Origin of the sequence: Eisenbergiella tayi (assembly GCF_001881565.1) — a bacterium.
In the GTDB taxonomy this organism is placed as follows: Bacteria; Bacillota; Clostridia; order Lachnospirales; family Lachnospiraceae; genus Eisenbergiella; species Eisenbergiella tayi.
Map to the genome: position 1 here is coordinate 26,040 of NZ_MPDJ01000007.1, position 25,569 is coordinate 51,608.

Consider the following 25,569-nt stretch of genomic DNA (forward strand, 5'->3'; position numbering starts at 1 on the left):
CCAGGCAGAGGATCCTGTAAGGGGCGTATAAACTCGCCGGTCCTTAGGTTGCGTACTGTGCAACCTTAGTACCGCTGCGTGTTTATCCGAGCGAAAGCGTCCCCTTTAAGGACCTCTGCCTGGCCGGAGCCAACAGCGGAGAGAAAGAAAGTTTTGATCGGGCAGGAAGCATGGGCCTGACGGTGGGAGAAATGCTGAACTGTTGTGTCTGTCTGCCGGTGCATAGCTTCTTTATATAGAAGAAACGGGCTGCGTTTCCTCTTCGGCAAGCAGCTTATCCCGTTCCATTTTTTTCATGGTAAAACGGTAAGCGATATAAAGGAATATGCCTCCCAGGCACCATGCGCTGGCATTGGCTGCACAGACTCCCTCGTAGCTGAGGAGCTCTGCCGCTACAATTGCCAGGGCTGCACGGCTCACCAGTTCCACGACTCCGCCCATCATCGGCATCAGGGCAAATCCGCAGCTCTGCATGACATTCCTGTAAATAAAAATCATTCCCAGAGGAATAAAGAATGCCCCGCAGATGATGATGTAAGTGCGGGCATACCCAAGTACCTCCGAGCTGTCCCCTGTTACAAACAGCTGAATGATCAGCGGAAGCGCCAATACTACCACTGCGTAAATGATTACGCCGTAAATGGCGGACATCCAAAAGGCAATGCGGCTTCCTTTGCGAATTCGATCCAGATCATTGATACCTCTGTTCTGTCCGCAGTAGGTAGCCATTGTCATACCCATGGCGGCGAATACCTGGGTTACCAGCTGTTCTACCTTGCAGGCGGCGGTATATGCGGCCACTACGGTGGAACCCAGCATATTCAGCGCCACCTGTACCATAATCGTGCCGATCGCCGTAATAGAGAACTGCAGCGCCATGGGGATTCCTATGGAAATCTGGTTGCGCACACACCAGAGATCCAGACGCAGATGCTCCCTGCTCAGAGAAAGCATGGGAACCTTCTTTATCATATAGACCAAACACAGAAGCCCCGATATACCCTGTGAGGCAATCGTAGCTATCGCAGCGCCTGCCACGCCCATCTTAAAGCAGATAATCAGTATCAGGTCTCCCGCAATATTGATCCCCGCGGATAGTATAAGAAAGTACAGAGGGACCTTACTGTTCCCCACTGCCCGGAGTATACTGGAAAGGAGGTTATAAAGTACATTAAAGCCCATACCCCAGCAGATAATAAGAATATATGTTTTGGACATAGCCATGATATCCACGGGCGTTCTCATGACCCGCAGCAGCCAGTCCATGATCAGGACACTGCCCAGGGTCATGACCACGGTAACTATCAGGGAAAGCACTGCTGCGTTGCCCACACTTTTCTTCATTCCTTCCATATCCCCGGCCCCGAAACGCTGGGCCGTCAGAATCGTAAACCCGGTAGTCAGTCCCTGCAGGAAGCCAAGAATCAGAAACATGATAGTTCCTGTCGCTCCAACGGCGGCAAGTGCCTTTACTCCTACATACCTTCCCACAATAACAGTATCCACCAGGCTGTACAGCTGCTGGAATATATTTCCGATAATAATGGGAATTATAAATTTCGTAATCAGTTTAAGGGGGCTCCCCTTTGTCATATCAAGTTCCATTCCATCACTCTCCTTTTATTCCAGTCGGCATTTTTCAAAAAATAATTATATCTTCACAGAAAAAGATGCAGAAAAAATTTTTCCGCATCTTATCTTCCAATCCATTTCTATGAAAGGCGCTCCATTTTATCTCAAGCCCTCTTATACTCTGTCATTGTCAAAGTCACCGTCATCCGCGCCCTCTGCCCCAATATTGAGCATATTCATTGTGCGGCGGCGGATTCTCGCCTTTTCAGAAGCTTCCAATATGTAATTTTTAATAGCTTTTGCATTTTTTATGTGAGTCAGGTGCAGCTGCGGATCCGTTGTGTCACCGGTATAGCACTTCACTGTTCCTATGCCTGCAATACGTTCCATAAGGGACTGTATCAGTTCCACATCCTGAACCTTATACATATAACAGTCATTTTCCTTTTTGTTGAAGAAGCCTTCCGAAACTGTTATCATATCATCTTTAATTGTATATACCGTAAAGGTAAAGGGCAGGCCGAAAAACAGCCATCTTTTTCTCTCCGCAAACTGTACTTCCCCGCTCTTATTATCACTATCCATGGGTTACCTCTTTTCTTTTGCAGACTGCTTAACACCTTCGCGTAAATTATAATAGAAAATATAAAGATTTGCAAAGGTTTTCTTAAGCCGCCTTATAACCGTTTCGATTCAGTCGTTACTGTTCACTCCGTGACCAGTAACATGCAGTTTTCCTCTGATACCTGAATTACAGTCATTACTCCAGTATTTCAGCCACTTCCTCTACAGTGATTCCGCACATTTCCGCAATTTCCTCTTTTTTCTTTCCCTCGGCAGCAAGCTTCAGAACCCTTTTTGTTCTGCTTATACCTACTTTAAGGCCTTCTTCTCTGCCTTCTTCCCGTTCTTTCACTTTTTCTTCCCATGCCTGCATATACCTCACTCCCATCTCTTCACTGGCTTTCAATTTACAGATATGCTCATGGATTCTCCGGAGGACCTCACTTCCTGACTTCCTGACAGTTTCCTCATCCGTTTTCTCCGCATATTCCAGAAACCATGCCAGTTCATCGCCAACTTCTTCCCGGTTCTTTCCCCTTGTATTCAGGAAAATACGCACTGCCCCATCCGGCAAAATACATGACAATTCCTCATCACATCTGGCCCGGAAGGTATACCTGTATTTCCCAAGGCCAAAAACATCATAAGGCGTTATAATTATAATATAAGAATCATTCAGCAAATTAAACCGGATGGAGCCCGGCTCCAGCAGGGAAGAATCCAGCATTCCCTGATAATATCTGCTTCTCTTGGGCAAATCATACTTCAACTGTTTCTGCATTTCCGAATTATAGATAATCCCATCCTCATCCATTGCATACACATCCATACGGATGGAGCGCAACAGAGGACTGACCCGCAGCTCTTTCTCCGTTTCATTTTTAGTCAGAAAAGTGATTTCCTTTCCTAAAATAATCTGCAGGACACTCTTATGGAAATCCTTATCCTCCATAGCCGCATCAAACAAAAAACGATCCAAAAGGGTCAACTCGCTAAGGGGGAGCATTTTGCTTTTTCTCTCCGTCATTCCTATTCTCCTTTATTTTATCATATTTCCGGTAATTCCTTCAACCATTACAGCCAGAAATCATCCATAAGCATCCCTCCTCTTTTGTTCACTATTTCAAATCGGAATCTGTAGGCAGACCTGCCATGATATCTATCGATAAAAAGATAAAATAATTATAATACAAGAACGGAATTTTGCCAATACCAACAACGCTTTCCCATTATATAAAATATATCAGTCCGGCCATTGGCTGAACTGATATCATATAGCTTTTACCCTGTCAGAATAATTCTCTTGTTTCCATCCCATGCCGGTAATTGGTAGGTGTCATACCCGTCTGCTTTTTAAAGGCGACGCAAAAATTATTTTCACTTTGGAAACCGCAGGAAAACGCAATTTCCTTAACCGTTTTATCCCCGGAGCGCAGATAAAATCTGGCGCAGTCCAGACGCATGGACAAAAGGTACTGGTGGGGCGTGATCCCATACTGCTTTTTAAAAAGACGGATAAAATGATAGGGGCTGACAGAAACGCAGCCTGCCAGATCCTCAATAGTAATTTCCTCCATGAAATGCTGGCGCATATAAGAAACAGCCTTGCCCAGTTCCCTGGTGAACCTGTCATCCTGTGCGGCTTCGGAACCGGATACCGTCCTGGCTCCTGTCAGTCCGGACGGGAAGGTAAGAAGATCCGTCACAAAATATCCCAGCAGATTCTCAGCAATCCCCTGTTCGGAAGAAAGGGCTTCCAGCAGCATCCTGAATTTATGAAGGAATACATTAGCCTGGCTGTCCGTTAAGGTAAGCACCGTTCCGTACACCTCCGTAAGATACCGGAAATAGGCTCCTGCATTGATTCCGTCAAAATGAATCCAGTAAAATTCCATTTCACTGTCGGCCCCATACATATGCGGCGCATAGCAATCCATCAAAACCAGCTGTTTCTCCCCTATTTTCTTACGGAAGGCTTTTTCTCCCAGAGATTCCGCATATCCCTGCCCTTTTACCACAAGCATCATCAGAAAGCTGTCATAGTTATTCCGCGCCACACAATATTCTTCATCGCAATAATAATGGCCGAGGCATACCGGATAAAGGAATGTTTTTTTGGCAAGAGGGCTGGGTGTATGGAAATAGGTTTCTGAGAAAGGACCGGGTTCCTGGGTGTTTGGATTCATATAGCCTCCGTCCCGGCTGGCTGCAGCCAGTATTCGTATTCCTACATAAGCCCGCAGACACAGCGCAATTTTTATATACATCATATCAATTATTTAAAATGTAAGTCAACTGAAACTATGGTAAAATCGGATTATAAAATATATTATGCTCCGGTTCCCGTCTCTATTGTGCGGGTGCGTTCTTCTCCCCTGCACAAGGAAGACGTAAGTCGGAACGTAATCACAGGAGGATTGCCATGGAATACCTGATATCGGATAAGGATAAACAGATTCTGAGAGAAACCGCAAAAAAGCAGCTGGAGCTGGCAAATATGGATTCCAACAAAGCCAGAATACAGGAATGGTACAGGCACAATGCCCTGCAGGGAGAAAAGCCTATGATTCACCTGGAAATGGGCACCTTTTCCCAGGAAATCATTCCTCCTCTCCTGAAATGTGAAGGAACTTTTGCGCAGCAGGTGGAAACCGCTTTGTACAGTAACTTTCTGAATCAGGAATTATTTGATGATGACAGAGTGACACCGGATTATTTTCCGATAGAATATGACACTTTTTTTGAACTGTTCGGCATACAGATTCATGTTGACCATACGCAGGATGCCAGCGGTAAGGAAAGCCTGGGGCATCATTTTGAATCCATTATTGAAGATCTGGAAGAGGATTATGAAAAGTTGAAACCCAGCCGTTATGGAGTGAACCTGGAAACGACTGAACAAAAAAAAGCGGCTGTGGAAGAAGCAATTGGTGATATTCTTCCTGTAAAAATGCAGATGTCCTGTCTCTACAGCGTTCCCACTCAAATGCTGGTACATTTTATGAGTATGGAAAACATGATGTTTGCCATGTATGATTATCCGGATTTATTTAAAGAAATGATGGGGCGCATTGCGGACGATACGCTTGCCTATTATAAAATGCTGGAAGAGAAACGCCTGATCCTTCCCACCACCACCTTCGAAGGCGTGGGCCAGGGAACCTGGAGCTTCACCACGGAGCTTCCCGGCTGGGATGAGTGGGAAAGACGCCCGTTCACAACGAAGGAGGTCTGGGGTTTTATGGATTCCCAGGAAACTGTGGGGATTTCTCCTGATATGTATGAGGAATTCATCTTCCCCTGCTATGAAAAAATTGCCTCTTCCTATGGCCTTCTTTCCTATGGCTGCTGTGAACCGGTAGATCCCATATGGGACAAATGCTTAAGCAGGCTTACCAATCTGAGAAAGGTGTCCATTTCTCCCTGGTGCAATGAAGAATTTATGGGAGAAAGGCTGCGGGGCTCCAAGGTGATATACCACAGAAAACCCAGCCCGAATTTCCTTGGGGTAGATCCTGTTTTGGATGAAGACGCTTTCCGTGCCCATATCCGGAAAAGCCTTACGGCAGCAAGAGGCTGCAAAATGGAAATCACTCAAAGGGATGTGTATACCATTCACAACAACATTCCTAAGGCCAGACGTTATGTCTCGCTCATACGGGAAGAAATTGAAAATAATTGGAAAGCCTGAGTCAAATGCCCCGCGGAAAATCAACTTCTCCGCGGGGCATTTTTTATGGGTAACTCAGCTGCATTCGAAATACATATGCTGCATATACAGATCATTAAAAGCTTTATCTGATGAAAGACCTATCTCAGAAGAAATCTTCACAATATCCCCGGCCAGATCCATAGCGCCCTCTTCCCTTCCATAGCGGACGGCACCCTCCAGTGCTCCGTTTCCAATCACCCGGATCTTATCTGCGAAAACTTCCGGTATCAGGCCGATGCCCACTGCCTTTTCAACATCCATCCGATAGCCGAAGCCTCCTGCCAGATATACCTTATCTACATCCTCCGGGCTTATTTCATAACGCAGAAGCAGCGTTTCCAGCCCGGCCCGGACTGCGGATTTGGCCAGCTGAAGCTCGCGGATATCCTTCTGGTAAAAGCAAATCGGCTCTCCGTCCCTGCCTTTTGCCAGTTCAAAGCCGTCCTCCTCATAATCCTCCTCCAGCAAACCCGTTTCATCCACCAGGCCCGCCTGCAGCAGTTCATAAAGAGTCTCAATCGCTCCCGTACCGCAGATACCGGAAGGCGGCTCATTCTGAATGGTCCTTATCTGCGTCCTGCCGTCTTCCAGCTTCACATTACATATCGCTCCCGGTATACTGCCGGAGCCATGTACGATATTTCCTCCTTCAAAGGCCGGCCCTGCCGCCGTGGAGGTAACAAGAATACGCTCCCGGTTTCCGATTCCCATTTCCCCGTTGGTTCCCAGATCAATCAGCATACTTACCTTTTCTGATTCCGCCAGTCCGCAGGAAAGGATATCCGAAACGATATCCGCCCCTACAAAAGTGGAAATACCCGGAAGAATCCAAACCTTTGTCCGGTACATCTGTACCGTGCACAACCGTTCCATGCATAACTGTGCCGTGCGAAACGGTTCCGTCATATTCTCTCCCAGGATCTCTCCCAGCGTGCTTTCAATCCTCTGAATCTGATGAGGAGTAAAGGGGTAAACGCCTAACGTATCACAGGGATATCCCATCAGCAGATGAATCATTGTGGTATTTCCTGCAATTACCACTTTTTCCGGTACAATTTCTCCTCCCCTGGTAAGCTTTTCCAGGCCGGTAAAAAGGTCCTGCCGGATGCTTTCCTGCAGTTCTTCCTTTTTGCCTTCCACGGAGGCCTGGATTCTGCTGATCACATCCGCTCCATATCTTCTCTGCCTGTTAATGCACAGGTAACTGTCTATTTCCGCACCGGAATCCATATCGACGAGCTCCATGGCTATGGTTGTTGTTCCGATATCTATTCCCACCATGACCGGGCCGGAACCGTCAGCTTCCGTTCCATCCGTTTTCCTGTGGGATATGGTGCCGATTATATCCATTTTCTTCTCGGCTTCTTCCTCTGTTACCACCGTCATATCTCCGATCGGATAACAGGTACAGGCCAGACGGTATCCCTGACTCAGCTGCTGCGGAGTGAAGATTCTTTCATCCGAAGGGGTAACCGCTGCCTCTCCCTCCGCCACCCTGATCCGGCATTTCCCACAGGATCCTCTCCCGGCACAGACCGCGGGCACATAAATCCCCTGCTCCCTGAGAATTTCCAGCACGGTCTTTTCGTCTCTGCTTATTAGGATATGGGATTCCCCGTTTGTCCTTACCTCCAGCCTGATCGGGGCCACATGCCTCATTTTGCAGTCTTTGTTGGGGCACTCCCTGCAGTTATGATCCATATGGTATTCCGTGCTGTTTTCCTTCAGCAGATAAATCTGGCAGGTTGATTTTACGGGAGAAAGCATAAAGCTGCCTGTGATATCCATACCCAGAATCGGCCCTGCATCCGTCGCCTCATAGGCGGCCTTCTGTGCTTCCATCCCTATACCGGTCGGCGCTTCCAGCCGTCTGGATATTCCCAGCTGCTTCTCCTCGCAGATACTTCTAACAAGCGGCTGCAGGCTCTCTGAGGCCTGCATGAGATAATCATCTGCGAAAGCATCCGCCAGCATTCCCTCCAGGTATCTGCCCTCTCCGAAAAGTGCTGTGGACCATTCACTTATTCTTTTTCCAACTGTTACAATCAAAAAAAGCGCCCGGGTACCTTCCGGTGCCGCAGGGCTTGCCGCTTCCTTCGGTATTTTCCCGAACTCCAGCACTGCCGCAGGCTCCATTCTTTCATAAGCCTCCTGCGTCATCCTTTCATATTCCTCAAGCACTTCCTCATATATGGGAGAATCCTCATAGCAATCAATCAGGTGAAGGATATTCTCCCTGCTGAACTGTACCGCAAAATCTGTAACTTTCATATCTCTTCCCATCCGCCCGCTTGAACAGGCCGCTCTTTCTTTCTCCTTAACCTTATGTCAATTGGGAAAAACTTAAGAATGTAGGTATTTATTTTAGGTTTATGGAATTTCTTTGTATCACGTGGTATACTCAAACCAGCAGCAAAATAATCCGTTACAAAGGAGATAGCAATATGTCTCAGTCCTTATATTCCGTAGTTGATAAAGATACCCTTCATAATATAGTAGAAGCCTTTTACGGCTGCATCAAGCTCCCCATTCAGGTCATTGATGAAGACGGCAATTTTCTGGAAAGCTTTGGAGACACGGGCAAGTTCTGCTCCTTTTTCCAAAAACATCTTCCTCCGGAAGACACCTGCCAGAAAATGCATGTGGGCGCGAGCAAAAGGGCGATTTCCCTGGGAGAACCCTATATTTTTTCCTGCCATGCCCATTTAAACCACATCGTATATCCCCTGATCTGTAAGGATAAATTCCTGGGTTCCATCCTGCTCGGCCCTTTCCTTATGGACGAGCCTGACTCCACGCTCATTTCCGATATTTCCAAGAAATATCATCTCAATATTGACGACACACTCCGGCTTTTTGAAGAATCCGGATCCATTGCGCTTGTCTCTCCGGAAATGGTCAACCACATCAATAAACTGCTGTTTTTTCTCTTCTGCAACCTGATTGACGAAAGCAAGGAACAGCTCAAGCTGAATAACCGGATACTTTCCCAGCAGTCCAAAATAAGTGAAGCAATCCAGCGGTATAAAAATATGGACACGACAGTCCTGGATTATCCTTATGAAAAAGAACGGGAACTGATCACCAAGGTTAAAACCGGCAACCTTCCCCAGGCAAGGGCTATCCTGAACGATCTCCTGGGCTATGTATTATTTTCCGAAGGGAACAGCCTGGATTATATCAAGGCACGGGCCATTGAATTATGCTCCCTGCTCTCCCGTGTGGCAATAGAAGGCGGGGCGCCCACAGATAATATTCTGAAGCTGAACAACTCTTTTCTGAAAAGCCTTCAGCAGATAGACACCCTGGACCTGCTGTGCGCAAAGCTTCAGGAAATCGTGGAAGCCTTCACGGACAGTCTGTTTGATTATTCCCTGAACAAAAACCGGGAGACTATCAAAAAAGCCATGAACTATATTTCCACGAACTTCAATCATTCCATCACCCTGGAAGAAGTGGCAGATGCCGTTCATCTGCATCCGGCTTATTTCTCTTCCATCTTTAAACAATGCAGCGGTTCCTCCTTCAAGGAATACCTGAACATGGTCCGGGTTGAGGAAAGCAAAAGATTGCTCAGCAACACGGAATACAGCATTATTGACATTGCAGTCGCCTGTGGTTTTGATGACCAGAGCTATTTTTCAAAGGTATTTAAAAAATATACGGGAATGTCCCCCAAACAGTACCGCTGACTGTATCCCGGGGGACTTCCCGTCTCCTTCAAGCCGCTGCTTAATGGGTCAGCACCGCATTTCTGGCAACCTCAGCCGCCGTAGCTGCATCCGGCGTATAGTAATCGGCTCCTATCTTCTTGGCAAAGCTGTCGTTTACCGGAGCGCCGCCTACCATAACAATGTACTTGTCCCGGAGGCCTCTTTCAGTTAATTTATCAATACATTCCTGCATATTGGGCATTGTGGTTGTCAGAAGCGCCGACATACAGATGACATCCGCATGTGCCTCTTCCGCTTTGCTGATAAAGGTTTCCGCATCCACGTCAACACCTGCGTCAATCACCTCAAATCCCGCACCCTTCAGCATCATAGCCACCAGGTTCTTGCCGATATCATGAAGATCACCTTTTACGGTACCGATAACAGCCTTTCCTACCGGCTCATTTCCCACTTCCACCAGCTTGGGCTCCAGAATTCCCAGCCCTGCATTCATGGCTCTCGCAGCTACAAGAACCTCAGGTACGAATACTTCGTTGTTCTTAAATTTTGTTCCGACAATCATCATGCCTGACAGCAGTCCTTCATTGAGAATCTCTTTGGGATCCTGTCCTTCATCCAATGCCTGCTGCACCAGCTCCTTTACAATTTTAGCCTTTCCTTTTTGCAGCATTGCAGAGATTTCTGTGATTTCCACCATTTTTTTATCCTCCTCCAAAACTAATTGTTCCGTCCCTTTTGGTTTTTTACGGTTGATCTCATACTATACTTTTTTGAGTCCATCAATTAGGAAAAATTATGGATAGTATGTATTTTTTTAAGGTAACTGTCTCATATTTTATCCTTCAGTGAAATCACAAACCTCATCCCCGTCGGCTGCTCCATTGGCTGAAACGAATAGGGAAGCTCCATCTCCTTTAACAGTGTGTCAACAATATATAACCCCAGCCCATTTCCGCCGTCTTCCCGGTTACGGGCATAATCAGGCCGGTAAAAAGGTTCAAAGACATGCGGTAAGGCCTCAGCCGGAATCGGCGTGCATTCATTTTCTATAATCAGATCCGATTTTCTGAAGCAGAGCGAAATTGTGCCGCCCTCTTTCGTATAAGCGACGGCATTGGCGAGAATATTGGATACCGCTTTGCCGAACATCCGCTGCGGCAGAACGGCGCAAAAGCCAGCCGATAAATCCAGCCTGAAAATAAGTCCGCGGGCCTTTGCAATCTGTTCGTATGGCTCGCAAAACGGGAGCAGGAATAAGGATAAATCGGTTTCTACCAAAGCTTCGCTTTTCATCGGGCTTCCCAGCTTTGAGGTTTCCAGGATCTCCCGTACCATATCCGACAGCTGCTCCGTCATTTCCTTGCATTCCGGCAGATACGTCTCATAATCTCTGTATTTTCCTATGCCCAGAATCATATTTTCCAGCACGGCATTCAGGGCTGTCAATGGGGTTTTGAGCTCATGTGAAGCCGCCCGCAGGAATTCAACCCTGGAGCGTTCCGCCTCCTGAACCCGTTGTTTTTCCATTTCAAGACTTTCGATGGCTGTCAGCAGATTTTGATATAAATCGTTGATATTATCTGCCAGCACGCCGATTTCATCCTGCGCATGGATTTCGCAGACCGCAGTTTTGTCCATCCTCGCCATCCGTTCGGTGACTGTCGAAATATGTTTGACAGGAACCGTGATCTGTTTCGAAAACAGAAGGGAACACAGAATGGAAACCAGGATACAGCAGCCGAGTGAGATCGGCAGAACCTTAAAAATCATCTGCTTTATATACGGCGTCAGGTTAATGGAACCGGTGAGCATTGTTTCTACATGGCTTGTATCCGCCGACAGCTCCAGCGGTACCTGCGGGGTAAGAAAATACAGCAGCGCATGGGCCATGAATACAATAAACAGCAGAAGCCCCAGAGTATAAAAAAATGTTTTTGGATAAAGCTTTAGCTTTTTCATTTCCTCTCCTCATATTTATAGCCGATTCCTTTTACCGTAATGATGCGGTCGAACCTGCATTTTTTGCGCAGATTTTTAACATAGGTGTCAATCGTCCGGTCAATAATCGGGTTATCATCGCCCCACAGCTCATCGAGAATTTGATTTCTGGAAAGAACCAGGCCTTTATGCTCCACAAACAGCCGCAGCAAATCGATCTCCCTTGGTGTCAATTCAATTTTCCCATCCCTGTCCCAGGCCGAATATCCGGAAAAATCCACTGTGACCTCCCCAAACGTCATCGTATCCGGAATCACACCTTGCCCGCTTCGTCTGAGCAGCGCCGTGATCCTTTTTCCCAGCAGCACCATGGAAAAGGGTTTGGTAATGTAATCGTCCGCCTGCTCATCAAAGCTTTGCACCTGGGTGTCTTCCTCTTCAATCGCGGTAAGCATGAGGACTGGGAGAAGGCTTGTCCGCCGGATTTCATGTAATACGGCAAGCCCCGTTATTTTGGGAAGCATGATATCTAAAACAGCAAGGTCTATCTTTTTTTCCCTGAAAATTTGTATCGCCTCTGCTCCATCGTAAGCCGGAATCGTCTCATGACCTGCGGATTTCAGATACTCGCAGATGGCCTCGTTTGTTTTTTTATCGTCTTCGACGATCAATAGTGCCGCTATAGGAACACCTCCTGTCCCGGAACATCCGCTCTCAGGCAAGGGCTTACTCTCTGCAGGCTGCCGCCCTTCAGCTTCCATACGATATCCGCCCGCTTTGCCAGTTCTCTGGAATGAGTCACTACAATCACACATCTGTCAAGTTTATGGGCGCTTTCCATTAAAATATCTGTTATTTCGGCCGCCGTATCCTCATCCAGATTGCCTGTGGGTTCATCAGCCAGGATAAAAGGAGCACCGGAAGCCAGTGTACGGGCAATAGCCACCCGCTGCTGCTGCCCGCCGGAGAGCTTCAGCACGCTGCGCCCTGCTTCCTCAGCGGACAGCCCCAGTCTCTTCAGAACCGGCAGGGCATCCTGTCTGGCGGTCAATTTCACATTTTCCACAGGAGTCAGGTAATCGATCAGGTTATAGCTCTGAAAAATCAGAGAAACATGCTGCCGCCGGTGATATTCCAGTCCACGCTCCGCGATATCTTCTCCATCGAACAGGATTTTCCCTTTTGCCGGGGAATCCAGCCCGCCCAGCAGGGACAGAAGCGTTGTTTTGCCTGAACCGGACGGCCCGATGATCACGTGCAGCTTTCCCGTTTCAAAGACAGCGTTTATGCCTGATAAAATGATGTTTCCCTTTGTATAGGAATAAAAAACATTCCTGGTTTCTAAAACAGACATTTGATGTTTCTCCTTTCTTCAGCTCATTTTCGCCAGGATTTCCCCCGGCTTCAGCCGCATGACCGCCGCCGAGGATACCCCCACGGAAAAAGTGATGATGGCGAAACCTATGAGATATAGCTTCACCATGCTGTCAAGGCCAACAGACACGCTGAGCGGTTCCGGGAAATCCTTATTAGGTATCGGTTCCCCACCGTTTCCGTTGTCGCTAATCACAACATCCGGATCCATGTCACTCTTCCTGGAAACCTGTACCCCATTTTCGCCTTCATCCGGCTCCTGTATGGACTGTTCCCGGGTATACTGCAGCTGCAGCAGGCTGTTTCCGATCCTGCCTGCAATGAGGCTGCCGGAGAAAAAAGACAATCCAAATGCAATTGCTGCAATTAAGAGCACCTCCGTCAGATATTGGCCGATGATGGAAGCTTTCCCGAAGCCTATGGAAAGCAATACACCTGTTTCGTGAATCCTGCTTTTCGCCCACATGGTCAGGATAAGGGACAGTACGACGGCGCTGACCAGCACGATCAGGAGAAGGAAGGAGGTGATCAGTGTTTGGGATTTTTCAAGCGGGGCTGCCGCTGCCAGGTAGGTTTTATTATCAGCCTCCACCTTGTAGGCCCGCCAGTCAATGGCGTCGTTCTCTTTTAGCTGTGATACGATATCGTCAAGCTGCGCCGGATCATTTACCTCAAATATGACACTTTGAAAGCCTGGCAGGGAATGCGGCAGCCCATCCTGACAGGCCTGAATGCCTGTAAAATTTGATTTTCCAGTTTATCAAAGGAATTTACGTTAACATACGCCTGTACCTGCTTCACCACTTCAAATAATCCAATAATTTTAAGTTCTGTTTTTCCGCCGTCCTCCCTGGTCAAAGATAAGCTGTCTCCGATACCCAGGCCGTTTTTTTCAGCCAAATCACTGCTGATGACTGCCACCTGTCCGCCTCCTTCAGGCACATGGCTGCCCTCAATGAGCTTCAGCGTCCCGCTGCGGAAGAAGCTGTTGTTTTCGGTGCCAGTCACAAACCGGCTGTACACCATATCCCTGTATTTATCCTTGACGGGAACGGTGCCGGGAATCACTTCCAGATTCGTGGAAACAAGGCTTTGCGACATACCGTCATAGCTCTTAATCCCATCCGTTTCCATCACCTTATCTATTATTTCCTGCGTTACGGGACGTTCCGTATAAATTGAAAAATTGCCCTCATCATCTGTCAATCGTTTATAATACGGATTGCTTTCCGAGTAGTCGGGTACTATTTCGAATTCACCGCCCAATGCGTAACGCAAATTGTCCTGCGCAATCTGAGCCGCCTTCTCAATGGAAAGCCCCGTCAGCACAAATGTTGCCATTACCAGGAGAATAATGAACAGCAGGATACTTTTCCCTCTTTTTTTGGTGACGTATAAAAACGCCCGTTTAAGAAAACCCATAAAGAACACCTCCATATTTATTGTACGGACAGGATACCATACCAATATGGAGGCTATATGAAATGGATATGGAATAACAAAGATTTAAATTACAAAATCCTCCGAATGAAAATTACTGTAATATCTTCCTTTGACAGCCGTGAATTTCAAGACACAATAATCGGGATCTGTTACGCCTTCCTTGTAATACATGGTGTCGCCTTCCTGCCACAGCATTTCCTTAGCTTCTCTTGTTTGCAGCACTTCTACATTTCCCGCCAGACATACCCCGCGGAAGAAACGGGTATCTACAAAATAAATGCTGGCTTTTGGATTTTCCCTGTAAAATTTCACTTTGTTTGACGAGGTATTTGTATGAAACCAAAACATCTGGATCCCTTCCCGTACTCTCGGCTTCAGCATTGCCTTTGTGACCGGGAACCCTTCATCGTCAATATAACTCATAAAAACCGTGCCGCATTTATCCGCCATATTTCCTATTGTCTGCTCCGGATTTTTCATCATGATAAAAACCTCCTGTTTTTGTTTTTATTCTAACAGGAGGGGATTTGTTTGTACATTACACACTTTTTTGTGTGCACCTATATCAATCCCTTGTTTTTCAGGAATTCCTCCCTGCCATCCTCCTTCATCAGTTCAATTCCAATTTCCTGCATGGCAGCAATGATGTTTAACATTCGTTCCCCTTTCTCTGTGAGTGAATATTTCACTTTAAGGGGATAGCCCTCATACTGTTCTTTCTGCACCATTCCGAAATTCTGCAGCTCTCCAAGCTGCTGCAGCAGCATTTTCTGTCCGATTCCGACGATATCATTCTGAAGGGCCGACGGGGACGCCGCCCCTTTTCCCAACTGCCACAGAATAATGGGCTTCCATTTCCCGCGAATGATATCATGCGTCAATTCCAACGGACAGGTATAACTATTCCGCATTTTCATGTTAACTGCCTCCATTTAATAAAATAATATCCCAGCCTTTTAAATTTGACAATAGCGCGTCAAGATCTTTCCTTTAACATTGCTCCAAAGCATTCCTTTCTATACCAGTTACATTCATATATCATTACTGATTAATTTATTTGAATACCATTTTTTACCTGCAAAATAGACGAGCCCTGCAATCGCAGGCAAAACCGGAGAAATTGCCTGGCCTATGTAAATTCCTGTGAATCCTATTTGAAGGGGGAATGCCAGAAGCCAGCAGACAGGCAGCCGCACCACCACCGCATCCAAAAGAGCATTGCACATGGCGATATTCGCAGCTCCTGCCCCAATCGCAAAGGAATCGAACGTGTACATGACCGCATATACCAGGCTGTTAACGCTGCAGCAGATACGGAGATACATGACCCCTTCCCTGATAACCTCTGTCCCGGCCGGATCAAAAAGCAGGATAAGGTTTTCCGAAAAAATCTGTACCAATACAACTGCGATAACGGTAACACAAACATTAATCAGCAGGCCGATCTGTGTTGTCTTTTTCACTCTTTCTATATTTTGTGCGCCCATATTCTGCCCCACCATAGTGGTTACGGCCTGCCCGACAGCCCAGCACGGCATCCCCGCAAAGGTATTTATTTTCAGCCCAATACCGGAGGCCGCCGCCACCGAAACGCCAAAGGTATTCAGCATACCGGTGATAATCAGATAAGAAATGTTCACAACTGCCATTTGAACAGCGGTCGGCAAACCAACTTTTAAAATGATGAGCAGCTTATCTTTACGTATGACAAAGCTTTTCAGCTTAAAATCAAATAGAAACCTCTTCCGCTTTAAATGCACCACAGAAATAATGAGAGAGACACCCTGCGAAAAAATAGTTGCGTAAGCCGCCCCCTTTGTTCCCATACCCAGAGGCCCGACCAAAAGCAAATCCAAAATAATATTGACAAGCGCTGCTGCCGCCACAAAAAAGAGCGGGCTTTTGGAATCCCCGAGTCCTTTCATCAGTGAACAAACGGCGTTATAGCCAAAAACAAATATGGTTCCCATACAGATGATTTCCATATAGCTGCAGGCATCTTTCATCGCCTCCGCAGGCACATGAAGAAGGGAAAAAAGAGGGGCGTACAGAAACAGTCCGGCAGCCGTAACAAGGATTGCTGCAAGAAAGGACAGGCTGAATAAAGTACCTATCGTCTCTTTCTGCCCCTGTTCATCCTCCGCTCCCTTATATTGAGCTGCCAGAACCGTTCCGCCCATTGTCACGCCTATACAAATCGAATTGATGATAAAGCCGATCATGGAGGCATTGCTGATAGCGGCAAGACCGTTTTTTCCTACAATACGTCCCACTACCAGCATATCGATAATGCTATATAATGACTGAAGCAGGTTTGCTCCAAATAAGGGAAACGCAAAACGTATCAGCTTTTTGGGAACACTTCCCACCGTTAAATTCTGTTCTTTATTTTCCATTTTTATTTTTCCTTTCAAAATAAGAAAGCAGAGGCCCACACACCCACAGGGGAGGCCTCTGCTTTTCCACACACAATTCTGATAATATTTGTGATGAATAGACAGCAAAAGGCCATAGACAAAACATTGTCTATGGCCGCATATCCAATCTTTGAATTCATTCGAAGGGCAATACAACAAAGGCTCTTAAATCAGAAACTTCTGATCTGAATAGCCCTGCCTCTCAAATAATCCTGTTTATCTGATTGGGCTCCACACAATGTTCTGTCTTACATGCTTGTGCAGAGCCGAGATCAATACAAAACCTTCCGAATAACATTGTGTTCACCCTCTCCTGTTTGATGTCTACATTATAGGCATTTCGTTTACCGCTGTCAATAGGGCTGCCGCATGCCTGTCCTGTCTCTGCATGCCTGCCGCCGCCTGTCCGGCAGAAATGGGACACATGAGTGCTTTCCTTTCAGGTATGGAATTCAGTCCTCTCCGTGATATAAAAACCAGTCGTAATCTGCATAATTAGTAGTTTCTTTTCCGTTGGAGCTGGCATACATTCCAATATATGTACCGGTAAATCCTTCGTTTGTATTGGAGGAAAGAAGACTTCCTTTTACCGGCTTTCCTATGGGACGCCGCTCTGTTTCCTGAAAACCATAGTAAAAGCGGTAGTCTGTTTCACTGCCCTGGATGGACAGGTATATTCTTCCGTCCTCTTCAAGCTCTTTTTCATCAAGCAGTGTACGGATTCCGGATTCTGTCTGGTATAACCGCAGTAAATTGGAATTGTTTATACGGGTTTTTACAAGAGCATAATGGAATCTGTCATCCTGCACCGCCGCAATTCCCGCCTCTTCACCTTCCCCCTGAAGGGTATCACAAGGCTCAAATTCCATTGCTGCCAGTGCCTGGAACACTTTATGCTGCTGTCTTCTGCCTATAAATGCGGGCGTACAGATACTGTGAAGTACCTCTTTTTTCAGGAACAGCCTTAGAAATCCTTTTCTGGCATCTAAAGAAAAGAAGGGCTCCTTACAGGGATGGATGGTATTCCACATAAGGCCTAAAGCGGAAGACTCAAAATTATCACAGGGGATCGGCAACGGGTAGATTACTTCTTCCAGATCAGGCACTCTTTCCGTACTGTTTACCAGTCCATTCTCTGTATCCAAAAGTGGCCAGCCGTCTTCCTCCCAGTGGAAAGGAACGAGGAAGGTCTCTCTCCCCAGATTAAAATGAAAGCCTTCATAGGGGCGGATTCCTAACAGTACCATCCACCACTCTCCCTTTTGTGTCTGCACGATATCCGCATGGCCTACCACAGCGATTTCACTCATTAAGGATACATGACGATGGGAAACAATGGGATTGCGGGGACAGATCTCATAATCGCCGTCAATATTCCTGCATCTTGCCATCATTACACTGTGATTGGTAAAAGTACCTCCTTCCGCAACCAGCAGATAATACCAGCCGTCTTTCTTATAAATATGGGGCGCTTCAATCCACATGCTTCTTGTCTTGCTGCCATCCCAGATAATACTTCGATTACCTTTAAACTGAAAGGTTTCCGGTTCCAGTTCATTTAAGTAGATTCCGTGATGGCCTTCGTAAAGAGGCTCCTCACAAATGAAATTCCCTGTGTACCATATCCTCCCGTCATCATCAAAAAACAGGCTGGAATCAATCCCGTCCGCACCTTGTATAAATATCGGATCGCTCCATGGCCCTGCCGGATCCTTCGCAGTTACGATATAATTATCTCTGCGCGCCTCACGGCCCTCGGAAACAAAGGTATTGATAACATAAAATGTCCCTTCATGATATCGTATCGCAGGAGCCCAGAGTCCCAAAGATGTTTCACAGTTTTTGTAATCCAGCTGCTCCGGACGGTGAATCGCATGCCCTATCTGTTCCCAATGTACCAGATCTCTGCTGTGAAATACCGGCAGCCCCGGGAAATATACAAAGGAGGAGGTCACCATATAGTAATCTTCTCCAACGCGGCAAATGGACGGATCCGGATAAAAGCCGGATAGAATCGGATTCTTGAATGTCTTTGTATTTTTCATTGTCTGTTCCCCTCTCTGCTTTTCATGGACTTTTTACTGCTGATTCCCCATCCCGGACGGAGTGCCGGGATGGCGGTATCTGTAATTATCTTAGCGTCCTCAATATCTCCGTGCCAGTCAGAAAGTGCGGACTTTTTATCAAAAATGGCGGGGTTTAGAGCTTTAAAAATCAATCTCTGTATATTTCTCATCATAGTAAGGCTTTATTCTGATTTTTCCTTTGCTATGCATGCCCATAATCTGAATCCGCTTTTCTACACCGGGTACTAAATCAAAATAGTTATCCTCAAACAGCCAGCCAAATTCATCTCCATCCTCATTTCCAAGGAGTTCGACACAGCGTGCAAATTTTTCTGAGGAAAGAACCAGCATATTCTCCTCTACATGTGCATGAATTCCTGTATCACAGGGGAAATCCAAATGTCGTTCTATATCCACATAATCTATATTTTCTGTCAGCACTTTCCCAGCCTCATCATGAACATAGGCCAACAATATATTTTCCTTACGAAACTGCCCAAACTCATCAAGATAAGTAATCATTTTCGATTCATCCGGTTTTATTACGAATCTTCTGTTCAATTCAGCACTCTTTTTATTTTCCCCCAAAGAAAAGAGTGCTATATTGACACTGCCATTTATTTGTTCAGCCGTATCGTTTACCATCCATACAGAAATTCTGTCATCTATCTGAAAAGAAATCTGAAGAGGGCTATATGCTCTTTTCAATGCATAATATGCCATTTGCGGCTCATTAAAATAATCTATTACTCCATAGGAAATCAGATTGCAGCAGTTATTCAATTTCCATAAAAAATGTCCTTTTGTTCTGCGCTTTCCCATCAAAGAGTCATCTGCTTCCCCTCGCCGAATACGTTCCACATCATATTTTATGTATTCACTATATGAAGCACCCAGATTATGAATTAAAGCTTCCGCATCATCCGCATCATAATAATGCTCCACAGGCCCCACTTTTATCCCCTGTTCTCCACAACTGTGTTCCTCCCATGAACGCGGCCAGGGCAGTCTGTTTTTACGGGTATTCTGTCCGGTATAACCGGAAGGCCATAATTCACTTTCTTCCATCATTCGTCTCATGGTTTTCAACTGGGGAGCTGAAAAACGTGCATTCTCGCTTAAAAAAACAGGATATTTTACCCCGGGAACGTACCATTGGTGCGTATATCCATGGCTGTCCCCTTCTCTGGGATCATTTGCCCATTCTCCGCCGCTCGGACAGTTTATATGATAATATCGATCCGGATCCAGATTTTCGCAGATCTCAGGATAAATTTTTTTAAAAATTTTTTCACCATAGCAGTAAGCACCTGGATACTGAAAATCCCTGGACAATAAAACCTCATTTCCACCGCACCACATAAGGATAGAAGGATGATGTTTCAGCCTGTTCACAAGCCATACTGCTTCTTCCCGGTACAGTTCCAGCATATGCTCTTCCTCATTATACATATTATAGCCCAAATAAAAATCATGCCATAAGAGAATCCCCCTGCGATCACATTCCTCATAGAACTCATCCGGCAATACCTCGCTCTCTCCCCAGATACGCAGAGTATTGCAATTTGCCATTTCCGCTAATGATAAAAGCTGCTCCATACGCTCTTTATGATAACAGCCGCTCATTGTATCCACCTGAGTCAGGTTTGCTCCCCAAAGCTTTACCGCCATCCCATTTATATAAAAATCAAACTGCCCCTTCCTTTCCACTCGGCGAAATCCTATTTTTTTTCTGCTGATATCCAGTAAATCATCTCCCGCCATAAGCCGGATTTCCAGTTCATACAAATTCTGGCTGCCATGGGAACGCGGCCACCACAACATGGGTTCTTCCAAACATATCTCCAATATATGGCTGGCATTTTCCTCTCCCTCTAATACTACTCTTCCTGCCGGATCTTTGATTATATAATGAAGAGTTTCCTTTTCCTGGCTATCATCCCAATAGGAAATTTCCGATATCATTTTCCCCCAGCTAAGAGCAGGATCCATCTGAACTGTGGCAGTTATATCTCTGAAGCCATTTGTTTTCACTTGTTCTAACCAAATATGTCCATATATTCCTATTCTTACTAAATCCGGATGAGGACCGGAAAAATCATGGAATCCGGAACGAAATACCCTTGCTTTACAAAAATCAGGAACATATTCACCATATTTTTCCGGCAGTTCTATTTCTTTTAATACCTGCTCAGGAGCCTTAAATTCCAGACGAAGCCGGTTTTCCCCCTTTTGTACTCCGGTCAGTCCTTCTATCCTGCAGGGCATATATGCGCTCTCATTTCTTGCAACCCTTACTCCATTAAAATAAATATCCGCAAAGGTATCCAATCCTTCCAAAATCAAATTCCAGCTCCCGCTGATATCTTCAAGCGAAAAAATCTTCTCATATCTCCAGTCCGATTTTCCAATCCAACGATCATTATTGAAGCCTTTCAGATTAGGATTTTCAATAATCCCTTCCTGTATTAGCGCATCATGTACCTGACATGGAATATGCCTTAATTTGAATATTCTCCCTGACGTTTCATTCCCTTTTGTTTGGCAAAGAGTCCAGTCTTCATCTAACCGTATTCTGTTCATAACAATCTCCTATCTGCAAAATCTGATTTGCTGTACATTCTTCGAATAAGGTGCTTTTACAGATATCGTTCCATGATTCTGTTTACCAAGAATCCTGACATTTTTCGTCATTCCTGGCAGCAAATCAAAATAATTATCGTCAAACAGCCATCCGAATTCATTGCCGTCACAATTTCCTGTAATCTCCACACATCTTGCAAAATGCAAAGCTTTAATACTCAGTACATTCCCTTGAATAGCTACGGAAATCTCTGGATCCTCAAAAGGAAGATGTCTTTCAATATCTACATAATCGATACATGTATATATATCTCTTCCGGCCTTATCCATCAGACGTGCGAAAAGTATACAATCCTTGGAAAAAAATAAATAATGAGCCAGATCATTAACCAATTCACAATCTCCCTGTTCCACACATACGGGAAGGAACTCCCTGCGTTCAAATTGCTCTGTCCTCAAATTGTACAATCCTGTTTCTATCATCCCATGAAAGTCTTCTACCGAATCATTTACAGCATAAAGCCGAAGACTTTCTTCTCTTGAAAATTGAACCATTACCGGAGAAAGGACACGTTTTGTGGCATAGTAGGGGATATAGCCTTCCTGAAAATAATCAATAATAGCACAAAATACCTTTGGCCAGGTATCCAGCAGTTTACACGCCATATATCCTTTACTGCGTTTTGTAAAATCGGCTTTCTCCCGACTCCCTTTTCTTACCTGTTCACCTATCCGCTTAATTGCTGCCCCATAGGATGCCCCGAAACGATAAAGCATACTATCTGCATCTGTTACATCATAATATTCCCAGTAATTTCCGGAATATCTTTCCCCATCGGCCAGTAAATGAATCCTCTGCCTCCAGTTTTCAGGCATAATTCCCTGGCCTGGCCTGGTCACCTTACCATCATAGCCCGGCTCCCATAAGGCTCCCCGAATTATTTTTTCCAGGCTGTATCTGGCCGGAGGTGCTGTTCGGATACTTTCACTGAGAAAATTCGGGTATTCCTGATAAGGATATTCCCATATACATTCGTATGTATGGCTGTCCCCTTCTCTGGGATCGTTTGTCCATTCGCCTCCATACGGTGAATTAACATGATAATATCTCTCCGGATCCAAACGACGAAGCATTTCCGGAAATGCACTTTTTGCTATCCAATCCCCAAAAGGATACTTTCCTATCAATTCAGCTCCCATAATCGTTTCATTTCCTCCGCACCACATGAGAAGTGATGCATGATGCCGAAGCCTTCGTACCAGCACCTCTGCCTCCTTCACACATTTCATACCATATTCTTCATTGTCTGGATAAGCTCCATGCCCCATAAAAAATTCCTGCCAGATGAGTATTCCTCTTCTGTCCGCTTCTTCATAGAATTCATCCGGAAGAGGGATCCCTTCTCCCCAAATCCTCAGAGTGTTCATATTTGCATTTTCCACCATATCAAAAATACGCTCAGCACGTTCTTTCTGATAACAATGTGTATAACCTTGCATGGGATCCATGGAGCCTCCCCAAAGCCGTACTTTTTTACCATTAATAATAAACGCTAACGGTACAGGCATTTCTATCCTTCGAAATCCAACAGTTTTTTCAATTCTGTCTTCTGTCAAAATTTCCCCGGACTTTCTTACAAGCAGTTCAATTGTATAGAGTTCCTGACGGCCAAATCCTATCGGGTTCCATAGTTTTGGATTTTCTATGTAAATGCAGCCCTCTGCACGGTAACCCCCGTCCAATACCTTAGCCTCCACGCAGATATCCTTTATAATACACCCTTCCATTTTTACTAATATTTGAACCTCTGTATTATCCTCGGAGACTCCCTCCACAGCAAATGATATTTCGCCTCTGTCCCCAATAAGTTTCGCCTGAATATTCTCATCAGTGATTTCCATGTCATCCCATGTTTCCAGAATAATATCATCATATACTCCAACCGGGGTAAAGCCTGGCACCGCTCCCTGATAACTGCTTTCATCCGGCCCATTCTTCAGGGGAAAATCATGTAAAGGCTTACGCAGAAGCTTACATTTTAATACGGCATCTTCCAAATATGTCGGCAGTTCTTCATGTGCCAGCCATTCCATCACCCGATGGAATCGAATCAGCAGTGTATTTTGGTCCTGGCATAAATCTGATATTTCTATGGAATCAGGCAAGTAAAAATCATCATGAGAACCAATCTCTTTTCCATTTAAATAAATTGTTGCAAGAGTATCCAAACCTTTAAATATGAGACGGCTCCTCTTTCCTTTTGGTCTTTCGAAGCAGCACCGGTATTCCCATTCATAGTCTGAAATCCATTGAGCTTCCTGGCACCATCCAAGTTTTACCTCTTCCGTAAGGATCTCATGATCCAATAGAATATCCGCCACCTGAGAAGGCATTTTTCTTATGGCAAGCCAATCTGTTTCTGTCGTTCCCACCTGATGGAGTTCCCAGCCTTTATTGAGTTTTATTCTATCCTTTTCCATTTCTCTCTCCTTATATTTTTATCCTTTAACACTTCCTGCGACCAATCCCTGGATCAGATATTTTGATCCAAAAGAAAATAAAATCAATATAGGAATCGTCCCCATTGATAATGCAAGAATCCTGGCGGCATAATCCGTTCTGTATTCACTGCTGATTAATGCAATGGATAATGGGATCGTATATAATTTTTCCTTGCTGATCATTACAAGCGGAGTCATATAATTATTCCATGACCATAGAAAAAGCAGCAAAAAAATAGTAATTAATGCAGGCCTTATAATTGGAATAATTAATCGGAAAAAAATTCCAAACTCCCGACAACCGTCTACTCTGCCGCTTTCTATAATTTCATCCGGTACAGAACTCCCTATGTACTGACGCATCCAGAAAACACCAAATGCATTCGCCATACCAAATACAATTAAGGGAAACAATGTATTATTCAATCCCAGCCACCTCATTTCCAATACATACCCTATCAAACCCAACTGTTCCGGAATAGCAAGAGTGGCTACAATTACCGCAAACAAAAATTTCTTCCCTCTGAATTCAAACTTGGCAAATGCATATCCTGTGAGAGCGCTTATAACCAGTCCTCCGGCCACATGGCATCCCGCCACTACAATACTGTTCCAATAGTACAGAAGAAAATTCTGGCGCATAACAGTCTGAAAATTCTGAACAAAGTATTTCCCAAAAAACAGCTTTACTCCTGTATAAAGATCCTCACTATAATGAGTCCCCATAACTATCATCATATAAAAAGGCAGCAACGCACATACGGACATCATAACCATGAACAGATAAATCGGTATTTTATGAAGTAATTTTATCCTTTTCATCCTTTCACTTCTCCTTTCTTCCTCCAACCAGTCTGAACAGCACTAACGAGGCACCAGCAATTACAAGGAAAAGACAGTAAGCCAGTGCGGAACCATAGCCAAATTCGAAGCTTCTGAAAGACGCTTCATAGAATCTCATTACCACCGTCATAACTGCCCTGTCAGGGCCTCCGATCGGTTGGCTTGCCGAAGAAAACAAAAGCTGCGGCTCGTCGAAAAGTTTAAATCCATTGATCACACTTGTCGTTATTACAAACACGAAAATAGGCCTTAGCAAAGGAATTGTAATCTTTGTAAAACATCCCCACCATTTTGCCCCGTCGATCCTGGCAGCTTCATACAGTTCATCTGGAATAGAGGAAAGACCGGAAAGGAACATGATCATCATATAACCATAATTTTTCCATACAATCATTAAAATAACCACAATTCTGGACGGCCAGGCATTTCCAAGCCAATAGATACTTTCCACTCCAAACAGGTTCAAAAGGGCATTGATTATCCCGCTTTTCCAATCAAACATCAGCTGGAATATAATCCCCACAGCTACCGGAGTAGTTATGTAAGGCAGAAAATTAATCAATTGCAGACCATTCCTTGTCCTTTTAAAGAAATCTTTCAAAAAAGTTGCCATTAGTAAACCAAGAATAATTTGAATAGGCGTACTGATTACTAAAAGAATAATTGTATTCCACAACGACTTGTAGAAGAACTTATCCTGGGTGAATACTCTTTTGTAATTGGCCAGTCCTATGAAAATGACATCGCCGATCCCATCCCATGAGGTGAAACTGACCCCCAATGAAAACAGAATTGGAAAAAGTCCAAAAGCAATATATAACAAAAAATATGGAAGAATCATTAAATACGGTATTTTTTTTCTCGGCATTACGTCACTCTCC

General features: G+C 45.2%; 21 protein-coding genes. 2 read left to right on the top strand and 19 right to left on the bottom strand.

Annotation, left to right across the window (positions count from 1 at the left end):
• Window positions 1-231: 231 nt before the first annotated feature.
• The 4 genes from BLA28_RS23945 to BLA28_RS23960 all read right to left on the bottom strand — a co-directional run bounded on the left by BLA28_RS23945 (window position 232) and on the right by BLA28_RS23960 (window position 4,322).
• Window positions 232-1,605 (bottom strand): MATE family efflux transporter, encoded by a 1,374-nt coding sequence (locus BLA28_RS23945; RefSeq protein ID WP_044971946.1) that lies wholly within the window; start codon window positions 1,603-1,605, stop codon window positions 232-234.
• Window positions 1,606-1,746: 141 nt separating this feature from the next.
• Entirely contained in the window at window positions 1,747-2,157 is a 411-nt protein-coding gene (locus BLA28_RS23950; RefSeq protein ID WP_069158422.1) for a PH domain-containing protein, read from the bottom strand.
• A 175-nt stretch (window positions 2,158-2,332) separates the two neighbouring features.
• Complete coding sequence (locus BLA28_RS23955) at window positions 2,333-3,163, bottom strand: Rpn family recombination-promoting nuclease/putative transposase (RefSeq protein ID WP_044971948.1); 831 nt, start codon at window positions 3,161-3,163, stop codon at window positions 2,333-2,335.
• A 262-nt stretch (window positions 3,164-3,425) separates the two neighbouring features.
• Entirely contained in the window at window positions 3,426-4,322 is an 897-nt protein-coding gene (locus BLA28_RS23960) for an AraC family transcriptional regulator (RefSeq protein WP_069158660.1), read from the bottom strand.
• A gap of 236 nt (window positions 4,323-4,558) precedes the next feature.
• Between BLA28_RS23960 and BLA28_RS23965 the strand changes: the two genes are divergently transcribed.
• Window positions 4,559-5,827 carry a uroporphyrinogen decarboxylase/cobalamine-independent methonine synthase family protein gene (locus BLA28_RS23965; RefSeq protein WP_069158423.1) on the top strand — a complete coding sequence of 423 codons (1,269 nt, stop codon included), beginning with the start codon at window positions 4,559-4,561 and terminating at the stop codon, window positions 5,825-5,827.
• A gap of 54 nt (window positions 5,828-5,881) precedes the next feature.
• Here the strand turns inward: BLA28_RS23965 and BLA28_RS23970 are convergent, their stop codons facing one another.
• A complete protein-coding gene (locus BLA28_RS23970; protein WP_169897295.1) occupies window positions 5,882-8,119 on the bottom strand; it encodes an ASKHA domain-containing protein in 2,238 nt (745 codons plus the stop codon).
• 173 nt (window positions 8,120-8,292) lie between these two features.
• On the opposite strand from BLA28_RS23970, the gene BLA28_RS23975 reads away from it, so the two are divergent.
• On the top strand, window positions 8,293-9,540 hold the full coding sequence (locus BLA28_RS23975) for a PocR ligand-binding domain-containing protein (RefSeq protein ID WP_069158424.1): 1,248 nt from the start codon (window positions 8,293-8,295) through the stop codon (window positions 9,538-9,540).
• Between the two features lie 40 nt (window positions 9,541-9,580).
• On the opposite strand, the gene BLA28_RS23980 is transcribed toward BLA28_RS23975, so the two are convergent.
• The 14 genes from BLA28_RS23980 to BLA28_RS24050 all read right to left on the bottom strand — a co-directional run bounded on the left by BLA28_RS23980 (window position 9,581) and on the right by BLA28_RS24050 (window position 25,556).
• Window positions 9,581-10,219 carry a corrinoid protein gene (locus tag BLA28_RS23980; protein ID WP_044971951.1) on the bottom strand — a complete coding sequence of 213 codons (639 nt, stop codon included), beginning with the start codon at window positions 10,217-10,219 and terminating at the stop codon, window positions 9,581-9,583.
• A gap of 131 nt (window positions 10,220-10,350) precedes the next feature.
• A complete protein-coding gene (locus BLA28_RS23985; protein ID WP_069158425.1) occupies window positions 10,351-11,481 on the bottom strand; it encodes a sensor histidine kinase in 1,131 nt (376 codons plus the stop codon).
• Window positions 11,478-12,143, bottom strand: coding sequence for a response regulator transcription factor (locus tag BLA28_RS23990; protein WP_069158662.1), 666 nt, complete (start codon window positions 12,141-12,143; stop codon window positions 11,478-11,480). The genes BLA28_RS23985 and BLA28_RS23990 overlap by 4 nt, the downstream gene beginning before the upstream one ends.
• Window positions 12,140-12,814, bottom strand: coding sequence for an ATP-binding cassette domain-containing protein (locus tag BLA28_RS23995; RefSeq protein ID WP_069158426.1), 675 nt, complete (start codon window positions 12,812-12,814; stop codon window positions 12,140-12,142). Before BLA28_RS23995 ends, BLA28_RS23990 begins: the two co-directional genes overlap by 4 nt.
• Before the next feature lie 18 nt (window positions 12,815-12,832).
• The gene (locus BLA28_RS34280; protein ID WP_242880626.1) at window positions 12,833-13,426 is read right to left on the bottom strand and encodes an FtsX-like permease family protein; all 594 of its coding nucleotides are present in this window, start codon (window positions 13,424-13,426) and stop codon (window positions 12,833-12,835) included.
• Window positions 13,427-13,500: 74 nt separating this feature from the next.
• Window positions 13,501-14,256 (bottom strand): hypothetical protein, encoded by a 756-nt coding sequence (locus tag BLA28_RS34285; RefSeq protein ID WP_242880627.1) that lies wholly within the window; start codon window positions 14,254-14,256, stop codon window positions 13,501-13,503.
• Window positions 14,257-14,340: 84 nt separating this feature from the next.
• A complete protein-coding gene (locus BLA28_RS24005; RefSeq protein ID WP_069158663.1) occupies window positions 14,341-14,757 on the bottom strand; it encodes a pyridoxamine 5'-phosphate oxidase family protein in 417 nt (138 codons plus the stop codon).
• Window positions 14,758-14,837: 80 nt separating this feature from the next.
• Window positions 14,838-15,194, bottom strand: a complete 357-nt coding sequence (locus tag BLA28_RS24010; RefSeq protein WP_044971955.1) for a winged helix-turn-helix transcriptional regulator — start codon at window positions 15,192-15,194, stop codon at window positions 14,838-14,840.
• Between the two features lie 114 nt (window positions 15,195-15,308).
• The gene (locus BLA28_RS24015; protein WP_069158664.1) at window positions 15,309-16,673 is read right to left on the bottom strand and encodes an MATE family efflux transporter; all 1,365 of its coding nucleotides are present in this window, start codon (window positions 16,671-16,673) and stop codon (window positions 15,309-15,311) included.
• 473 nt (window positions 16,674-17,146) lie between these two features.
• Window positions 17,147-18,739, bottom strand: a complete 1,593-nt coding sequence (locus tag BLA28_RS24025; RefSeq protein ID WP_069158428.1) for a glycoside hydrolase family 43 protein — start codon at window positions 18,737-18,739, stop codon at window positions 17,147-17,149.
• A 162-nt stretch (window positions 18,740-18,901) separates the two neighbouring features.
• Window positions 18,902-21,343, bottom strand: coding sequence for a beta-mannosidase (locus BLA28_RS24035; protein ID WP_069158430.1), 2,442 nt, complete (start codon window positions 21,341-21,343; stop codon window positions 18,902-18,904).
• Between the two features lie 9 nt (window positions 21,344-21,352).
• Window positions 21,353-23,824 (bottom strand): glycoside hydrolase family 2 protein, encoded by a 2,472-nt coding sequence (locus BLA28_RS24040; protein WP_069158431.1) that lies wholly within the window; start codon window positions 23,822-23,824, stop codon window positions 21,353-21,355.
• Window positions 23,825-23,842: 18 nt separating this feature from the next.
• A complete protein-coding gene (locus BLA28_RS24045; RefSeq protein ID WP_069158432.1) occupies window positions 23,843-24,667 on the bottom strand; it encodes a carbohydrate ABC transporter permease in 825 nt (274 codons plus the stop codon).
• 4 nt (window positions 24,668-24,671) lie between these two features.
• On the bottom strand, window positions 24,672-25,556 hold the full coding sequence (locus BLA28_RS24050) for a carbohydrate ABC transporter permease (protein ID WP_069158665.1): 885 nt from the start codon (window positions 25,554-25,556) through the stop codon (window positions 24,672-24,674).
• Window positions 25,557-25,569: the final 13 nt, after the last annotated feature.